The sequence below is a fragment of the Shewanella sp. 3_MG-2023 genome, assembly GCF_030548765.1.
Classification (GTDB): domain Bacteria; phylum Pseudomonadota; class Gammaproteobacteria; order Enterobacterales; family Shewanellaceae; genus Shewanella.
The window spans coordinates 14,252-31,657 of sequence record NZ_JAUOSH010000002.1; the positions used below are offsets into that span (position 1 = coordinate 14,252).

The 17,406-nt window shown below is 42.5% G+C and carries 18 protein-coding genes and 1 pseudogene; 15 read left to right on the forward strand and 4 right to left on the reverse strand.

Annotated elements, in window-relative coordinates; translation table 11 throughout:
- Nucleotides 1-51 precede the first annotated feature (51 nt).
- The 13 genes and pseudogenes from lptE to lipA all read left to right on the forward strand — a co-directional run bounded on the left by lptE (nucleotide 52) and on the right by lipA (nucleotide 12,009).
- Entirely contained in the window at nucleotides 52-546 is a 495-nt protein-coding gene (lptE, locus tag Q4591_RS01355; protein ID WP_303459162.1) for an LPS assembly lipoprotein LptE, read from the forward strand.
- Complete coding sequence (holA, locus tag Q4591_RS01360; RefSeq protein ID WP_102438993.1) at nucleotides 546-1,577, forward strand: DNA polymerase III subunit delta; 1,032 nt, start codon at nucleotides 546-548, stop codon at nucleotides 1,575-1,577. Before lptE ends, holA begins: the two co-directional genes overlap by 1 nt.
- Nucleotides 1,574-2,188, forward strand: a pseudogene (gene nadD / locus Q4591_RS01365) (nicotinate-nucleotide adenylyltransferase); the annotation flags it as partial. The gene holA and the pseudogene nadD, both read left to right, overlap by 4 nt.
- A gap of 230 nt (nucleotides 2,189-2,418) precedes the next feature.
- A complete protein-coding gene (gene rsfS, locus Q4591_RS01370; RefSeq protein WP_076543101.1) occupies nucleotides 2,419-2,748 on the forward strand; it encodes a ribosome silencing factor in 330 nt (109 codons plus the stop codon).
- On the forward strand, nucleotides 2,748-3,218 hold the full coding sequence (gene rlmH / locus Q4591_RS01375; RefSeq protein WP_076543100.1) for a 23S rRNA (pseudouridine(1915)-N(3))-methyltransferase RlmH: 471 nt from the start codon (nucleotides 2,748-2,750) through the stop codon (nucleotides 3,216-3,218). The genes rsfS and rlmH overlap by 1 nt, the downstream gene beginning before the upstream one ends.
- A gap of 95 nt (nucleotides 3,219-3,313) precedes the next feature.
- Nucleotides 3,314-5,170 carry a penicillin-binding protein 2 gene (mrdA, locus tag Q4591_RS01380; protein ID WP_102477088.1) on the forward strand — a complete coding sequence of 619 codons (1,857 nt, stop codon included), beginning with the start codon at nucleotides 3,314-3,316 and terminating at the stop codon, nucleotides 5,168-5,170.
- Nucleotides 5,167-6,279: a rod shape-determining protein RodA gene (rodA, locus tag Q4591_RS01385; RefSeq protein WP_303458960.1), complete on the forward strand. Its 1,113-nt coding sequence runs from the start codon at nucleotides 5,167-5,169 to the stop codon at nucleotides 6,277-6,279. The genes mrdA and rodA overlap by 4 nt, the downstream gene beginning before the upstream one ends.
- Nucleotides 6,280-6,375: 96 nt before the next feature.
- Nucleotides 6,376-7,407 carry a lytic murein transglycosylase B gene (gene mltB / locus Q4591_RS01390; RefSeq protein ID WP_303458962.1) on the forward strand — a complete coding sequence of 344 codons (1,032 nt, stop codon included), beginning with the start codon at nucleotides 6,376-6,378 and terminating at the stop codon, nucleotides 7,405-7,407.
- A gap of 49 nt (nucleotides 7,408-7,456) precedes the next feature.
- Complete coding sequence (locus Q4591_RS01395; RefSeq protein ID WP_102439167.1) at nucleotides 7,457-8,272, forward strand: septal ring lytic transglycosylase RlpA family protein; 816 nt, start codon at nucleotides 7,457-7,459, stop codon at nucleotides 8,270-8,272.
- A 281-nt stretch (nucleotides 8,273-8,553) separates the two neighbouring features.
- A complete protein-coding gene (locus Q4591_RS01400) occupies nucleotides 8,554-9,744 on the forward strand; it encodes a serine hydrolase (protein ID WP_303458963.1) in 1,191 nt (396 codons plus the stop codon).
- A 278-nt stretch (nucleotides 9,745-10,022) separates the two neighbouring features.
- Nucleotides 10,023-10,289: a DUF493 family protein YbeD gene (gene ybeD / locus Q4591_RS01405; RefSeq protein ID WP_076543127.1), complete on the forward strand. Its 267-nt coding sequence runs from the start codon at nucleotides 10,023-10,025 to the stop codon at nucleotides 10,287-10,289.
- A gap of 102 nt (nucleotides 10,290-10,391) precedes the next feature.
- A complete protein-coding gene (gene lipB, locus Q4591_RS01410; protein ID WP_076543095.1) occupies nucleotides 10,392-11,042 on the forward strand; it encodes a lipoyl(octanoyl) transferase LipB in 651 nt (216 codons plus the stop codon).
- Between the two features lies 1 nt (nucleotide 11,043).
- Complete coding sequence (lipA, locus tag Q4591_RS01415; RefSeq protein ID WP_076543094.1) at nucleotides 11,044-12,009, forward strand: lipoyl synthase; 966 nt, start codon at nucleotides 11,044-11,046, stop codon at nucleotides 12,007-12,009.
- Between the two features lie 70 nt (nucleotides 12,010-12,079).
- On the opposite strand, the gene Q4591_RS01420 is transcribed toward lipA, so the two are convergent.
- The 4 genes from Q4591_RS01420 to Q4591_RS01435 all read right to left on the reverse strand — a co-directional run bounded on the left by Q4591_RS01420 (nucleotide 12,080) and on the right by Q4591_RS01435 (nucleotide 14,377).
- Nucleotides 12,080-12,298 carry a DUF6500 family protein gene (locus Q4591_RS01420; protein WP_076543093.1) on the reverse strand — a complete coding sequence of 73 codons (219 nt, stop codon included), beginning with the start codon at nucleotides 12,296-12,298 and terminating at the stop codon, nucleotides 12,080-12,082.
- Nucleotides 12,299-12,358: 60 nt separating this feature from the next.
- Nucleotides 12,359-12,766 carry a ribosomal protein S18-alanine N-acetyltransferase gene (rimI, locus tag Q4591_RS01425; RefSeq protein ID WP_241901127.1) on the reverse strand — a complete coding sequence of 136 codons (408 nt, stop codon included), beginning with the start codon at nucleotides 12,764-12,766 and terminating at the stop codon, nucleotides 12,359-12,361.
- Nucleotides 12,767-12,931: 165 nt separating this feature from the next.
- Entirely contained in the window at nucleotides 12,932-13,297 is a 366-nt protein-coding gene (locus Q4591_RS01430) for a hypothetical protein (protein WP_102439005.1), read from the reverse strand.
- A 228-nt stretch (nucleotides 13,298-13,525) separates the two neighbouring features.
- Nucleotides 13,526-14,377, reverse strand: coding sequence for a GGDEF domain-containing protein (locus tag Q4591_RS01435; RefSeq protein ID WP_303458965.1), 852 nt, complete (start codon nucleotides 14,375-14,377; stop codon nucleotides 13,526-13,528).
- Nucleotides 14,378-14,760: 383 nt separating this feature from the next.
- Here Q4591_RS01435 and Q4591_RS01440 point away from each other — a divergent pair, with 383 nt between their 5' ends.
- On the forward strand, nucleotides 14,761-16,416 hold the full coding sequence (locus Q4591_RS01440; RefSeq protein WP_102520815.1) for an amidohydrolase: 1,656 nt from the start codon (nucleotides 14,761-14,763) through the stop codon (nucleotides 16,414-16,416).
- Between the two features lie 268 nt (nucleotides 16,417-16,684).
- Entirely contained in the window at nucleotides 16,685-17,389 is a 705-nt protein-coding gene (locus Q4591_RS01445) for an oxidative stress defense protein (RefSeq protein WP_102439169.1), read from the forward strand.
- Nucleotides 17,390-17,406 lie beyond the last annotated feature (17 nt).

Below are 17,406 nucleotides of genomic sequence, written 5' to 3' on the forward strand. Positions count from 1 at the left end.
AACCTAATACCCATCTTATGCATGTACAGTTAAAGGATGCCAAAAACAGTGATGCTAATTAAACGCATTAACTTGGCCTTGTTGGCGCTCGTCATTATGACCAGTGCTGGTTGCGGCTTTAAATTACAACGTAGCTATTCAATTCCTGCCGAACTTGAAGAATTGCACCTGCGTTCCAATGACCAATACAGTGAACTGACCCGTCTAGTTAATGAACGCTTACGTATTCACCGTGTGGCAACCGTACCCGCATCAGATGAAACACCCACTTTAAGCCTCATCAATGACTCCCTAGAGCGTGCTACCCTGTCTTTATATCCTACGGGTAACGTAGCTGAGTATGAGCTTATTTATGTGGTTAATTACGCTGTGATGATACCAGGCAGCGAGCCACAGCGATTCGTATCTGAAATTCGCCGTGATTATCAAGACGATCCGCGTACTGCACTCGCAAAAAGCCGAGAAATGGAAATGTTAGTCAAAGAAATGCGTATTCAAGCGGCTGATAATATTATCCAAACTCTGGCCTCAATCGAGGTGAATTGATGCGGGTTTACCCAGATCAATTAAATCAGCATCTCAAAACACTCCATGGTTGTTATTTACTCTTTGGTGACGACCCATGGTTAATTGAAAACTGCAAAGCACAAATTCTCAGCGCGGCTAAAAAACAAGGTTTTGAAGAGCGGGTACATTTAACTCAAGACAACAGCTTTAGCTGGAATGATTTGCAACAAGAGTGGCAATCAATGAGTTTATTTGCCAGTCGCCGCATCATCGAGTTGACGCTTCCCCAAGCAAAACCTGGCACCGAAGGTTCGGCAGCGTTAACAGCCATGATGCAAAATCCTAATCCGGATATTATTCTGATTATCCATGGGCCAAAGATATCTGCTGAAACCAAAAGCAAATGGTTTAAATCCCTTGATAACGACGGTATTTATTTACCTTGCGCTACCCCTGAAGGGAAACAGTTCCAGCGCTGGTTAGATAATCGCATTCATTTTTACAAGTTACAGGTGCAGATGGACGCCAAAGCCATGCTGTTTAACTTGTTTGAAGGTAATTTGTTGGCTGCTGAGCAAGCCTTGCAATTATTGCAATTACTCAGCCCTGATAAGCCAATCCACAGCGATCATTTAAACGATTATTTTGAAGATCAGTCGCGCTTTACTGTGTTTCAGTTAACCGATGCGCTACTAGGAAACCACCAAAAACATGCCCAGCATATGTTGGTACAGCTTAATGCTGAAGGCACTGCGATGCCAATTCTAATGTGGGCATTGTTTAAAGAGTTAAATGTATTACTCAGTTTAAAATCTGCAGTAGAGCAAGGCGAGCAACTGAATAGTTTATGGTCTAAACATCGTATTTGGGATAAGCGTAAACCCTTTTATCAAGCGGCATTAACCCGACTGAGCCTCAGTCAAATCGAACACATGCTAGCCTTTGCCTCAAAAATTGAGCGCAACCTCAAGCAGCATGGGGTAGAAGATTGGACCGCTATCAGCCATTTAAGTCTGTTATTTGATCCTAATGCCCACAGACGATTAGCCCATATAGAACTGCAAACATGAAGATTGGGATTTTAGGCGGCACCTTTGATCCCATTCATTATGGTCATATCAAACCTGCCATTGAAGTAAAACAACAGCTCAATTTAGACAAAATTTGGCTAATGCCTAATCATATCCCGCCTCACAAACAAACCACTAAAGTTAGCAGTGAGCAACGCTTAGCTATGGCTGAGTTAGTTTGTCAGCAATATGATGAGCTTGAAGTGTGTGATATCGAAATTAATCGTGATAGTCCATCTTACACTGTGACCACTCTTGAGTTATTAACCCAGCGTTATCCCCAGCATCAATTTTATTTCATAATGGGCACAGACTCTTTTATTCAGCTAGCGTCATGGTATCAATGGCAGCAATTATTTGCCCTGTGCCATTTGGTGGTTTGTCGCCGCCCTGGTTGGTCAGCGAGCCATGACCATCCGATGATGCAACTGCTTAAACAAAAGCAAGTAGATTGTCAGCAAGCTGAGTCGATTGAGGCTAAAGTTGGCAATATATTCCCAGTTGAAGTGACCTTGCAAGATATCTCCTCTACTGAAATAAGGGCGCAGCTGACTCAGTTAATGGCTAACGAAACTCACTTACCCACCCAAAGCACTAAACTACTCGCACAAAGCACTCATTTTTCCGCTGATGGCTCTTTGAAATTAGCAAAAGGCTCATTAAATAAAAAACTCCCAGCGTGCATCCAAGCCTATATTTTACAACATCAACTTTACCGTTAACCCCTCGTAATTCCCGCCTCAAAAATCGCTGCTGTTAAAATCAATTTCAGCTTCAATTGCGCTCGCATAGGTATTTTGCGTATAATGCCCCGTTATTTTTATATATCGAGGTAAGTGACGTGCAGAGCACGGAATTAAAAGATTTTGTTATCGATAAAATCGATGACCTGAAAGCCAAAGACGTTGTGGTATTAGACGTTGCAGAACAATCACAAATCACTGATTTTATGGTTATTTGCTCTGGCACATCAAAAACACACGTTCGCGCAATTGCGGAAAATATGATCGTTGAATCTAAAACTGCAGGCTTACAACCATTAGGTGTTGAAGGCCGTGAGAGCAGTGAATGGGTACTGGTTGATCTAGGTGGCGTAATCTTACATGTAATGCAAGACCAAACACGTGAGTTTTATGATCTAGAAAAACTATGGTCTGAAAACAACGCATAATGAAGTTACAACTGATTGCTGTTGGCACCAAGATGCCAGATTGGGTAACCCGCGGATTTGAAGAATACCAACGTCGTTTTCCTCGTGATATGGCGTTAGAGTTGATTGAGATCCCCGCAGGAAAGCGCGGTAAAAATGCTGATATAGCACGCATTCTTCAAAAAGAAGGCGAACTAATGCTAGCAGCAGTACCCAAAGGCAATCACATTGTAAGCCTAGACTTGCCTGGTAAGAACTGGGAAACCCCACAACTTGCCGAGCAACTCAGCAAATGGCAGCTTGATGGCCGTGATGTCAGTTTATTGATTGGCGGTCCTGAAGGTCTTGCGCCAGCATGCAAAGCTGCTGCAAGCCAAAGCTGGTGTTTATCCGCCCTCACTTTGCCCCATCCATTAGTTCGAGTACTGGTTGCCGAAAGCCTTTATCGAGCATGGAGTATAAATAACAACCACCCCTACCATAGAGAGTAAACCTTATTGGTCAAGGCTCTGGTAAAAGCAAAGCTAATTCAGCTAATATAACAAATCTGAATTTATTAGCCTGAATCTCATCGGAGAAAGCTTAAGTGTCGCCAAAAAAGCGCATTGCCATGCACGACCACGCTGCCGAGGCGTCGCTATTCAAACGTCGTGCTTTGTTCACTTTCCTGTGCGTGTTTATTCTCATCAGTGTTTTACTGTCTAACCTTTATCAACTGCAAGTTGTCTCATACACTGATTATGAAACCCGCTCTAATGACAACCGTATCCGCGTTGTGCCCGTAGCCCCGAGTCGCGGCTTAATCTACGACCGTAACGGCCAACTGCTTGCTGAAAACCAGCCGTTTTATACCCTAGAAGTCATCCCAGAAAAGTCTAAAGATATTACTGCGACCCTAGATAAACTCAATGAGGTTATTGCCCTTACTGAAGAAGAGCGTGAAAGTATCACTGAAAGATTACGTTATCATCGCCGCTTTAAACCATTAACCATCAAAAGCCGATTAACTGAAGAGCAAGTTGCCGCATTCAGTGTTAACCAACATCAATTCCCCGGTTTTAGAGTCGAAGCAGGCCTTAAACGCCATTACCCCTATGAAGATTTGATGACTCACGTATTGGGTTATGTGGGTAAAATTAACACCCGTGATCGCGCATCTCTTGAAAAATCGGGTACCTGGAAAAATTACGCCGCCACTAATGATATTGGCAAACAGGGGATTGAAAAGTTCTATGAGAGCCTATTATTAGGCACCCCTGGTCACCTTGAAGAAGAAGTGAATAACCGTGGCCGCGTGATCCGCACCTTGAAGGTGACCCCGCCAACGCCTGGGCAAGATATTTACCTCACCTTAGATTTAAAACTACAGCAAAAAGCTATGGAACTATTAGATGGTCGCCGCGGCTCAGTGGTTGCAATCGATCCACAAGATGGCGGCGTACTTGCGATGGTATCAAGCCCAAGTTATGACCCTAATTTATTTGTTCACGGTATTAGCAGCAAGGCGTATAACGCACTACTAAACGATAAATCACGCCCTCTTATCAACCGTGCAACCCAAGGCCAATACTCACCAGCATCAACGGTAAAACCGCATATTGCACTACTGGGCTTAGAACAAAAAGCCATTAGCGAAAAAACCCGCATCTGGGATCCAGGCTTTTGGCAAATCCCCAATGTCGAACGTAAATACCGCGACTGGAAACGCTGGGGCCACGGCTGGGTTGATGTATACAGTGCCATCATGGACTCCTGTGATACCTTCTTTTATGACTTAGCCTATAAAGTCGGTGTCGATAAGATTGCTGATTTCATGAACCAATTTGGTTTTGGCGAATCAAGTGGCATTGATATCTACGAAGAAGCCAACGGCATCATGCCATCAAAAGATTGGAAGCGCATGCGTTACAATCAGCCTTGGTATATTGGTGATACGATTTCGGTGGGTATTGGTCAAGGCTACTGGACCTCTACACCATTACAGCTTGCTAATGCCGCCACCATTTTAGCCAATCACGGCACCCGTTATACGCCGCATTTATTAAAATCATTTAAAGATGACACCGCTAAAATCGATACCCCGATTGATGAGCGTGAACCAATAAAATTAAACGATGATAATAACTGGGAAATCATTAACGAAGCGATGCGAAAAACGGCTGATAAGTCTCGCTTTACTGATGCCAAATATACCGCAGCAATGAAAACCGGTACTGCGCAGGTATTTAGTGTTGCCCAAGATGAAAAATACGATGCTGATACCGTGTCAGAGTTTTTACGAGATAACGCCTTAATTATTGCCTACGCGCCTTATGAAAACCCTAAGATTGTTCTCGCGGTGGTTATTGAAAATGCTGGCTGGGGCGGAGTCAATGCTGGACCTGTCGCCCGGGCGCTATTGGATGAATACATGTTACGAGATCAATGGATGGTGGAACAATGAATACCTCACACCACCCACACAAACAGACTATTTGGCAAAAACTACACATAGACTTACCGTTATTGTTGGGCCTACTCGCGCTAATGATTTTTGGCTTGTTTGTGATTTATTCTGCCAGCGGTGAAGACTTTGCCATGATGGAAAGGCAATTAACCCGCTTTGGCTTGTCATTATTTGTCATGTTTATCTTTGCCCAAATAAACCCTGAAATTCTCAGGCGCTGGGCTTTACCCATTTACGTGGCAGGTATCATCCTACTGCTAGGGGTACACTTTTTTGGCACCATTAATAAGGGCGCACAGCGCTGGCTAAACTTAGGCTTTATGGAGTTTCAGCCATCAGAACTTATCAAACTCGCCTTCCCTATTACTATGGCGTGGTACATCAGTAAATTTCCGCTACCACCGAAAAAACGTTATTTAGCCGGTGGTTTGGTTATTCTGCTAATTCCTACGTTACTGATTGCTAAGCAACCTGATTTAGGCACCTCAATTTTGGTCGCCGCTTCGGGGATTTTTGTGCTGTTTTTATCAGGCATGAGCTGGGTAATTGTCGGCAGTTGTGTGACCGCGGTTTTAGCCTTTTTACCGGTACTGTGGTACTTCTTAATGCACGACTATCAGCGCACTAGGGTGATGACCTTGTTTGATCCTGAGCGCGACCCTCTCGGCGCGGGTTATCATATTATTCAATCGAAAATCGCCATTGGCTCAGGTGGTCTATGGGGTAAAGGCTGGCTGCAAGGCTCACAATCACAACTTGAGTTTTTACCAGAGCGCCATACCGACTTTATCTTTGCTGTTATCGGTGAAGAGTTTGGCCTGATCGGCAGTTTACTGTTACTTGCCCTGTATATGTATATCATCGGCCGCGGCTTGGTTATCGCATCGCGAGCGCAAACCTCCTTTGCTCGCTTACTGGCAGGCAGTATTACCTTAACCTTCTTTGTTTATATTTTCGTCAATATTGGTATGGTATCAGGCATTTTACCTGTAGTAGGTGTGCCCTTACCCTTAGTCAGTTATGGTGGTACTTCAATGATGACATTGATGATTGGTTTTGGCATTCTGATGAGTATTCATACCCATAGACGCTTTGTTGATAGATAAACATCGTCAAGCTACATGACATAACAAAATATGGCAACGCTGCCACAAAGGTAGATTAAATTCGCCTTATGGCAGCGCAATAACACCGGAGCTTAAATGCAAATAATAACTAAAATCGCTGCTGGACTGGCATTATTACTCAGCTCAACAACCTCTTTTGCTGCACCAACGCCGCCAACAGAGCAAGAAGTCAGCGCACTAAAACAGGCTTTTATCACTGAACAAGTGAGCAAGGGCTTTACCGAACAAGAAGTTCAGCAATTCTTATCATCTGCTAATCATAATCAAGCCGTACTTGATGCTATTTCCAAACCTTGGGAAGCCAAACCTTGGCACCAATACTATCCCATCTTTTTAACTGACTCCCGTTTAGAAAAAGGCTTAGCCTTTTGGCAACAAAATGCTGAAACCATCAAGCAGGCCTCAGAAAAATTCCAAGTTGACCCGCAAATCATTGTTGCCATTATCGGTATCGAAACCTACTACGGCGGCTACATGGGTAACTATAAAGTACAAGATGCGCTGTATACATTAGGCTTTTACTATCCTCCTAGAGCCACCTTTTTCAGGAAAGAATTTGGCAACCTGATGTCATTAATTAAAGAAGAGCAATTAGATAATGACAACCTTAAAGGCTCTTACGCTGGCGCTATGGGTTATGGCCAGTTTATTCCTTCAAGCTATCGTCACTACGCGGTTGATTTCAGCGGTGATGGCCGCCGAGATCTATTGAATAGTAAGCCGGATGCTATTGGTAGTGTTGCTAATTATTTCCACCAACACGGCTGGAAAAAAGGCGCACCTGTTGCCCTTAAATTAAATCACACCGTTGAAACCGCGCCTAAAGCCAAGGTATGGCTTAAAGGTAAGCCGACACAAACTGTGGCTGATATCTTGACCCCAAGTTTATCCCTAGCGGCTGCCAAAGATATTGATGCTTCGCAATCTGCATTACTGATCAAACTTGAGCAACCCAAAGCAACAGACTACTGGTTAGGGCTTAATAACTTTTATGTGATTACCCGCTACAATCGCAGCCCACTATATGCCATGGCGGTATATCAATTTAGCCAGCAATTAGCAGCTGCGTACCACTCAGGTGCAGCCCCTGCACATGACAACAAATAAGATGCGCACTCACATGAACGGTCAAATAAACTGTCACATTAAATATGACATGCTAAAAAAGTCACTCATTAGTCTCGCCGTGGTTGGGTTGTGCGGTGCATTGGCTGCGTGTTCAAGTTCACCGACGCCAACTAGCCAAGATGACCGCTATCAGCTCAAAGATGATCGCGCCCCTAAAAGTGCCCCCGATGTCAGTAAGGTTGAAGATGCCCACCCAAAGTATGAGCCCTATAGTCGCCAAGGAAACCAGCAAAACTATACTGTGCGCGGCAAGTCATATCAGGTGATGTCGAGCGCGAAAGGTTTTAAACAAACGGGCGGCGCATCTTGGTATGGGTCAAAGTTTCATGGTCACCTAACATCAAACGGCGAAACCTATGATATGTACTCCATGTCAGCAGCCCATAAAACCTTGCCATTACCAAGTTATGTGCGAGTCACTAATGAGGCTAATAACAAACAAGTGATTGTCAGAGTCAATGATCGTGGCCCATTCCATGAAGGGCGCATCATTGATTTATCCTACGCAGCGGCCTACAAAATTGGTATGTTGCAGCAAGGCACCGCTAAAGTCAGCATTGAAGCCATTCATATTGAGTCACCAGAATCAATGGCACTAGATGAACTAAAAGACTCCAGCGTGCATTTTATTCAAGTGGTGGCCTCTAAAGATCTGCTGCGGATTAATGTGCTGGCAAAAGAGCTTGAACAAAAGTACCAAGTGCCGGCAAAAGTTGAAGCGGCTAATGGCTTTTATCGCCTACAACTCGGGCCAATTGGACAGCGTTATTTAGCGAATAAAGTATTAGTGCAGCTAAAACAAGATGGCCACCCTAATAGCTATATGATGTACCCTAAAAAATAACCAGTTTTTGAAAAATAATAAATTAGCCTGCCTGACAGTTTATTTATGTTAATGAAGCTTAATGTCAAATTGTCAGCGACTAATGATATAATGTTTTTAATTATGTCGTTTATTCATTTAAACCTACTAAAGATGCTTTAAAGTAATAATCTTGCTTGGTTTTTATGCTATTTTTGATAAATGCGTTTGTTGGTGCTTTCACTAGCACATCAAACACGGTAAGTTAAAAATAAACCCTAAACGACGTCACCTTCTACATTGACCAGAGATGTGCCAATTTAATGATGAATATTGTTAACACTCCCCTAAAATCTTTGCTGTTGCTTTCTGCGGTATCTTTTTCATCTCAAGCAGCCAACGCAGCTAATGCACCTATGGTTATGCCTAATGCGCCGACTGTCGCCGCTAAAGCTTATGTTCTAATGGATTACAATTCAGGGCGCGTGATTGCTGAAAGCAATGCCTATGAATCACTTAACCCTGCTAGCTTAACTAAAATGATGACCAGTTATGTTATTGGTCATGAAGTTAAAGTCGGTAATATTTCTTTAGATGATGAAGTAACCATCAGTAAAAAAGCTTGGTCTAAAAACTTCCCAGATTCGTCAAAAATGTTTATTGAAGTGGGTAAAACTGTCACGGTCGAAGATTTAAACCGCGGCATTATTATTCAATCAGGTAACGATGCCTGTGTGGCAATGGCAGAACATATCGCCGGCACCGAAGATGGCTTTGTTGACTTAATGAACTCATGGTCAAAGCAACTGGGCATGACCCAAAGTTACTTTGAAAACTCACATGGTTTAGATTCTGATAATCACAAAACCACCGCCTATGATATGGCATTGCTAGGCGCAGCGTTAATTCGTGATGTGCCAGATGAATACCGTGTTTATTCAGAAAAATCTTTCACCTTTAACGGCATTAAACAATATAACCGTAACGGCCTATTGTGGGATAACAGCCTTAATGTTGACGGCATCAAAACTGGCCATACATCAGGTGCGGGTTACAACTTAGTGTCTTCAGCAACCAATGACGGTATGCGTCTCATTACCGTGGTGATGGGTACTAACAGCGAGTCAGCCCGTAAAGCTGAAAGCAAAAAGCTGCTTAACTACGGTTTCCGTTTCTTTGAAACCATTACCCCATATAAAGCTGGCGACACCTTTGTTACCCAAAAAATCTGGTATGGTGATCGTGAAACGGTTGATTTAGGTGTCGTTACCGACACGCCTATTACCATTAATCGCGGTCAAGCTAAAAACTTAAAAGCAAACTTTGAGCTAACTAAGCCACTAACGGCGCCGTTAGCGAAAGGCGAAACTGTTGGCCGTGTTTTCTTCCAATTAGATGGCAAAGACATAGCTCAATTCCCATTAGTCACTTTAAATGAAGTCAATGAAGGCAGCTGGTTTAGCAAATTGATGGATTACTTCAAGCAAATGTTTGAAGGCTGGTTTGGTGAATAATAAGCTAAGCTATTTTCTAAATAATTAGCAAAATGGTCAGTTAAACAAACTGATATCTACAATAAAGCCACCTTCGGGTGGCTTTATTGTTATCGAAGCAGCAGCGCAAAACTAACGCCTTAGGTAATAAATTACAATGGCGCAGTAAAAATGACCATCAAACGCTGCTCGCAGACTTGTATTACAGTATAATTACCCCATATAGAAGTGATAACAGCTTCAACTGTACCTGCTGTAATATCTACAAACAGGCGCATTCAACCGTAGAGAGCAAACACATGTTAGAAACAAACTTTGGCGAACTAATGGATTTTCCAAATTCATGCCCATTCAAAGTCATCGGTAATGCTGACGATACCTTAGCTGATCGCATCGTTGCTGTAGCGCAAAAACTCGCACCTGGCGATTATGCGCCAACAGTCAAAGCATCAAGCAAAGGCACCTACTACGCAGTATCAATTCGTATTACTGTTACCAGTAAAGAACATATTGAGCAAGTTTATACAGATCTTGCTGCAATTGAAGGTGTAAACCGCGTACTTTAACACCGCTCAAAATGGTATAAAACGTGATCCACCTATCACTTTGATGTTATTTCAGTGATAGGTGCGTATAATAAGCCAACTTTTTTGAGGGAGAGCTTGCCCTTGCAAACTCAGACGTTACATATCAGGCATCTTGGCCGCCAAGATTACGAGTCGGTCTGGCATGCCATGCAAAGTTACACTGACAATCGCGACAGTGACAGCAACGACGAGCTATGGATAGTTGAACATTCACCGGTATTCACCCAAGGCCAAGCAGGCAAAAGTGAACACATTCTCAATCCTGGCGATATCCCAGTGATCCAAGTGGATCGCGGCGGACAAGTCACTTATCACGGCCCCGGCCAACTGGTTGTCTATCCACTCATTGACATAAAAAGAAGTAAACTCGGTGTGAGACAATTAGTGAATAATATCGAGCAAAGCATCGTTGATATGCTCGCCATGTACGATGTCAATGCTTACGCCAAAGCAGATGCACCCGGTGTCTATGTTGACGAGCGAAAACTCGCGTCATTAGGGTTACGCATTCGTAAAGGCTGCTCTTTTCATGGCCTTGCCCTCAACGTCGATATGGATTTAGCACCATTTCTGCGCATTAATCCTTGTGGTTATGCCGGACTTGAAATGGTGCAATGCAAAGCCTTAGGCGGCCCACAAACCGTGACTGAAGCTGGCGACAAACTGATTCAAACATTAAGCCAAGTATTAGGCTACCAAGAACTTGTACATCATCAAGGATTAGCAGAATAAAATGAATAGGCCTGAAAGATTACAACCCGGTGTTAAATTGCGTGATGCTGAAAAAGTCGCGCGTATCCCTGTTAAAGTGGTTCCATCTGAACGTGAAACCATGTTGCGTAAACCAGATTGGTTAAGAGTAAAACTCCCTGCATCAAACCAGCGAATTACTGATATAAAATCAGCACTGCGTAAAAACGGTTTGCACTCAGTATGTGAAGAAGCCTCATGCCCTAACCTTGCTGAATGCTTTAACCACGGTACTGCCACCTTTATGATCTTAGGGGCGATTTGTACTCGTCGTTGCCCTTTTTGTGATGTTGCCCACGGCCGTCCACTAAAGCCTGATGCAGCTGAGCCTAAGAAACTCGCGCAAACCATTCAAGATATGAAGCTTAAATATGTGGTGATCACCTCTGTAGATCGTGATGATTTACGTGACGGCGGCGCACAGCACTTTGCTGATTGTATTCGTGAAATCCGCATCTTAAATCCTGAAATTAAAATTGAAATTTTAGTGCCTGATTTCCGTGGCCGTATTGACGCCGCTTTAGATATTTTAGCCACTGAGCCACCAGATGTGTTCAACCACAACCTTGAAACAGCGCCAATGCATTACCGTAAAGCGCGTCCAGGGGCAAATTACCAGTGGTCATTGGATTTACTAAAACGCTTTAAAGACCGTCACCCTGATGTTCCAACTAAGTCAGGTTTAATGATGGGCTTAGGGGAGTCAAACGAAGAAATCGCCGATGTATTACGTGATTTACGTGCTCATAACGTCGAGATGTTAACCTTAGGTCAATACTTACAACCAAGTAAGTTCCACTTACCGGTTGAGCGTTACGTGCCACCAGCAGAGTTTGATGAGCTAAAAGCATTAGCTGACGAGATTGGCTTTACCCATGCAGCCTGTGGCCCGCTTGTACGTTCAAGCTACCATGCGGATTTACAAGCGCAAGGTAAAGAAGTGAAGTAAGCTTTATTTGCTTCCTAAGAGACTAAAACGGCGCCTAGAGCGCCGTTTTTAATGTCTGTTATTAATAGTATTACTTACCAGCTTGAACCATTGCTTTAATCACATGGGCTTTAACGAAATGATCAAGTTGATGAGTTTCAATCCACCAAGTCGCAGCTTCCATCAATAATATCGGGTCATCGTTCTTATTGGCAAAAAAGGCATAAAATGATAAACCAACATTATCGCCTTTGGCGGCAATTTTTTTATCGCACACTTGGATTATTTTGGCTCTTAACGACTCTCTCATTTAACGCTCTTTATTGGTTTAACAATATTAATTTACTCAGCATATGATTCATTCAGTCATTTATTCTGGCAATAACCTGTAATCCATCAAGATAGCATCTTCACGGCCAGTTACGCTTGGGTAATAACCCGTGCGGCGACCTGCTTCAACAAAACCTAATGTATTATACAAGCCAATTGCAGCAAGATTAGACTGTCGAACCTCCAACATCACCACCACTGCCTGTTTCACTTTAGCATCATAGATAACATGATTAAGTAGCTGCTTTCCTAGACCCTTTCCTTGTTGATTCGGCGCAATACAAATATCTAATAACGTCAGCTCATCGACAATTTGCTGCACAATGGCAAAACCAATAAGCTCATCTTTATCAAAGACTCCATAAACGCGATATAAGCGGCCAAAACAGTCTTCTAAGCTTGCTAAACTCCAAGGGTGAGAATGTGCAGCAGACTCAATTTCAAACATTGCAGCTGTGTTTTCAGGAGATAATAACGAAATTGTTAAACTTGTTTGAGGAGAAGCTGAAGTCATAAGGTTTCTTCAATAGTGGAAGTTTGAATAATCGAAGCTTTAAATAATCGAAGCTTTAAATAATCACTGTTTTATATCGTCAATGTCAGTAACTAAATTCTAAGCTGACTTATCTGTATCAATCGAAGCCGTTTTATCAAGCTGCAAACCAAGCTGTTGCCACAGGTCTCTCTTACCTTGATGGCCTTGCAATAACGCCTCAATAGGATCGGTAATAATCCAAGCCACTCGTGGACGGACGCGCATTTTGCGCATATCCCAAATCACCTGCATGCCTTTGACCATTTCAGTATCAAACTCACATTGTGACTCATCAATATGTAATAGCGACAACACGCTTTTAACCAAACTATGCTGGCTAATATCATCACCGTCATCATGAATAATTAAATACGGCTTGCCTTGGCTATCAGCGCTGCGCCAACGGGTTACGCCCATGGCATCTAAAAAAGCTGATTTTTCCATAGTAATTCTCTATCAATGATCTCGTCACTAGAATAGCAGTTCATTAACCACAATGTGAGAGCAAATCAGCTTGAGCGGGTAGATTTAATCCAATTAAAGCCTTAACAACAAAAAACCGCAATAATTTAAAAACCTTGGTAAATACATATCTGGTTAATAGGAGCCCTAGGTTCTTCAGAATGAGCGATATTCACCACTCGCGATTCTAGTTTTAAGAATAATGATCCCTTAACTCTTTTCAACATCTAAAACAGATTCAGGTAGTGTGGTTGTCGGTAGATGAGATTGATAATACTGATGGGGCATTTCATTCTTTTTTGCGTGATACATGGCGATATCGGCATACTTAATTAAGGTTTTGCTATCTTGCCCATCCTCTGGATACTGAGAAATTCCAATACTGGCGGCAATGACAATCAAATGTCCAGCACAAGGAATGTCAATTAATAGTGCAGTTTCAATATCTTTCGCCACATCAGAAATATTCAGAGTGGCGGTATCAGGAATAATAATCGCAAATTCATCACCGCCAATACGGGCCGTTAAGCTATTTTCAGGTACGACTTGCAAGATCCGCTGGGCAATCACTGTTAAAATTCGGTCCCCTTCTGGGTGCCCAAACGTGTCATTAATCATTTTAAAATTGTTAATGTCTAACATTAAGCAATAAAAACCTTCACTTTTTAGCGCTAACATTTGATCCATATGGCGATAAAAGTGCTGACGATTGGCTAATGTGGTTAACAAATCATGGTTCGCTTGATGGTGCTTTTGCTGCAATAACACATCAATATCCATAATTGTTTGCTTACTTAGGTTCGTCACCAAGTACACAAACCCGCCGCCAGCGAAGAAAATACCAGCCACTACTAATTGTATAAAATCAATCTCACTGGTAGAGCTAAATAATAAAGATAAATAACTGAGGTAACTGACAATAAATAATCCAATTAACAATAACAGCGTCAACCAGCCTTTATTACTAAACTGAGAATAAGCACAGATGGCATAAGCTGGGCGTAACGATAACACCAGCCCGATGCTTCCAACCAGCACCAAAAATAAAGCAACATAATCCATAGCACACCCAAACAGTTGTCAAAATCACATTCGATTCATTTTATTCAGTTCTCGAAGCTCTTTGCCATAAAAGACATTGGCGTTGGAATTCACTGAAACCGATAAGGTTAATTAATATAAATATTGTTATATATTAACCTATTACATAATTTAAAGTATACCAGTTCATCGCAACCATCGATATTCAAGGTTTAGCCAACGGCCTACTAAATAAAGAGGGAGCATTGCGCTTTCGAGATGAATATTAACCACCAAAGTGCTACAGCCCTAGAATCAAAGGTCTCTTTTCAAAACAAAGCAGTTAACATTTTGGTAACAGTGTGGCATTTTGTATTTAAGATACGCTAAAAACACAAATAATAAGAACATGGACCGGTTTAATCATGCTTAAGAACTATAAATTACTATTACTTACTTGCCTTTGCCTTCCCCCGTTAACAAGCCTTGCCCAAAGTAAACTTATCAATAATATCAATGGCTACACTGTCAGTAATGGTAAATTAGTTGAGTTTAAGGCATTACAATTTAACGGCGATGTCATTGAAAAAATCTACCTTGAAAATGAACATCTTCCCTACAGTACTAACACCAGTATTGTAAGAATTGATGGACAAGGCAAAACCTTACTACCAGGCCTTATCGATGCGCATGGTCATGTTTTAAGCTATGGATTAAGCCTGATGCGAGCCCAGTTACGTGGCAGCGTGACTGAACAACAAGCCGTTGAAACTGTTGTAGCATTTAGGCAATTACAACCAACAATGCAATGGATACAAGGACGCGGCTGGAACCAAGTGTTATGGCCACAACAAAACTTTCCCGTGGCTGCATCACTGGATAAAGTCTTTCCCGATACCCCTGTATGGTTAGTTCGCATTGATGGCCATGCTGGCTGGGCAAATAGCGCTGCGATGAAAATCGCTGGTATTAGCTCTGCCACCACCAGCCCTGAAGGTGGTGAAATTATCAAATATGCTGATGGTCAGCCGACAGGGGTATTTATTGATAATGCCATGAGCCTGATCACTACTAAAATCCCACAACCTTCTATCGACGAGCAACAAGAGATACTGCTAACAGCTCTTACTTCGCTGGCTAAGCAGGGATTAACAAGTGTCCATGATGCAGGTATTGGCAGTGACACTATCGCGGCTTATCAGGCACTTGATTATGCCGATAAACTGCCAATTCGCGTGTACGCCATGATAGATGCTCAAGACCCTGAATTTGACAAGATGATGCAGGCAGGGCCGATGGCTTCAGGCTCAGATAAATTACACATCAGCAGCGTAAAAATATCCGCCGACGGCGCCCTTGGCAGTCGCGGCGCTGCATTGATTGAAGACTATAGCGATTTAGCTGGCCATAAAGGTTTATTGCTCTATTCTGAAAAAGAGTTGGGCGATACGATTCAACAAGCGATGGATGCAGGCTTTCAGGTCAATACCCATGCCATTGGCGATAATGCCAATCAAATAGTGTTGGATCACTACCAAGCCAATATCGCCGCAAGTAACAGCCGTCATTTACGCCATCGAATTGAACATGCCCAAGTGTTGCAATTAGCCGATATTCCACGTTTTGCGCAACTCAATGTTATCGCATCAATGCAAGCAACCCATGCCACAAGTGATAAAAACATGGCATTAGACCGAATTGGTAATGCCCGTATAAAAGGCGCCTACGCTTGGCGTAAGCTACTTAATGCCAATACGATTATTGCCGCAGGCTCTGACTTCCCCATTGAGTCGCCAAATCCTTTTTATGGCCTGCACGCCTCGGTAACTCGTCAAGATCACGACAATCAACCTGTTGATGGCTGGTATCGCCGCGAAAGCATGAATTTAACCGAAGCATTAGCCACATTTACCACCCACGCCGCTTTTGCCGCCCATCAAGAGCAAATGATTGGCCAACTTGTCCCTAAGCGTAAAGCAGATTTTATTCTGATTGATAAAGATATCTTTGCTATTAACCCTGAAGATATTTGGAAAACTAAGGTGCTGGAAACTTGGGTTGATGGTGAGCGAGTAGAATAACGCCGCAATCATTTTTAATATGCCTAACCTAAAAGCCTAGCGATTAATTTAACTAGGCTTTTTTACGCCTATATTTTGCATTAAACGCCAAACGCCTAAAAAGTGCTTATTAAAAACTGACTTTTCTTAATTAGGTTTTATCGCGTCAAAAATAAAATTCAATAAATTAACCCTTTTCAAATTTGCTCTCGTTTATAGCTATAACAAGGTTACTACCAACCTCATTTATTGTTTGGAGCACGACATGACAACATCAACACATCGCATTATAAAAACAACCTTAATGAATGGTTTGCTAGCAACAGGATTACTATTTGGTTCACTGTCTCAAAATGCTATTGCTGCTGACTATAATTTTCCACATATTGAAACGGTTGGTACGAGCCATTTAAAAATAGCCCCTGATATGGCGGTAATTTCAGTTCAAGTCAGCCTAACTAAAGATGATGCTAAGCAAGCTAAAGTCGCTGTTGATCAAGCCGTCGCTAAATTCATCAAGCGACTCAAGGATGCTGGAGTCGATAAAAATGCGATATCTAGCGCTAATTTGAGCATTCAGCCGCAATACCATTACCCCTCGAAACAACCCAAAGAGTTAGTGGGTTACCGCGCTAACAGACAAGTGATTGTTACCATCAAGCAGTTGCCTAAGCTTAATGACATTTTAGATTCCGCATTAGAAGAAGGCATTAATCAGGTGCAAAATATCAGTTTGAAATCATCAAACGAAACTGCAGCGATTGAACAAGCAAGACAAGCCGCTATTAAAGATGCCAAACAAAAAGCCCAATCATTGGCCCAAGGGTTTGAGCGTGAGCTTGATGGTGTTTGGAAAATCCGTTACTTAACTCAGCAGCCGGTACAACCTGTGATGATGCGTATGGCGGCAATGCAAAGTGACACGGCCGAAAGCTATCAATACGGTCAAGTCAGTGTCGAGGAGCGTGTTGAGGTCATTTACAAATTAAAATAGCTATAAACGTAAGTGGC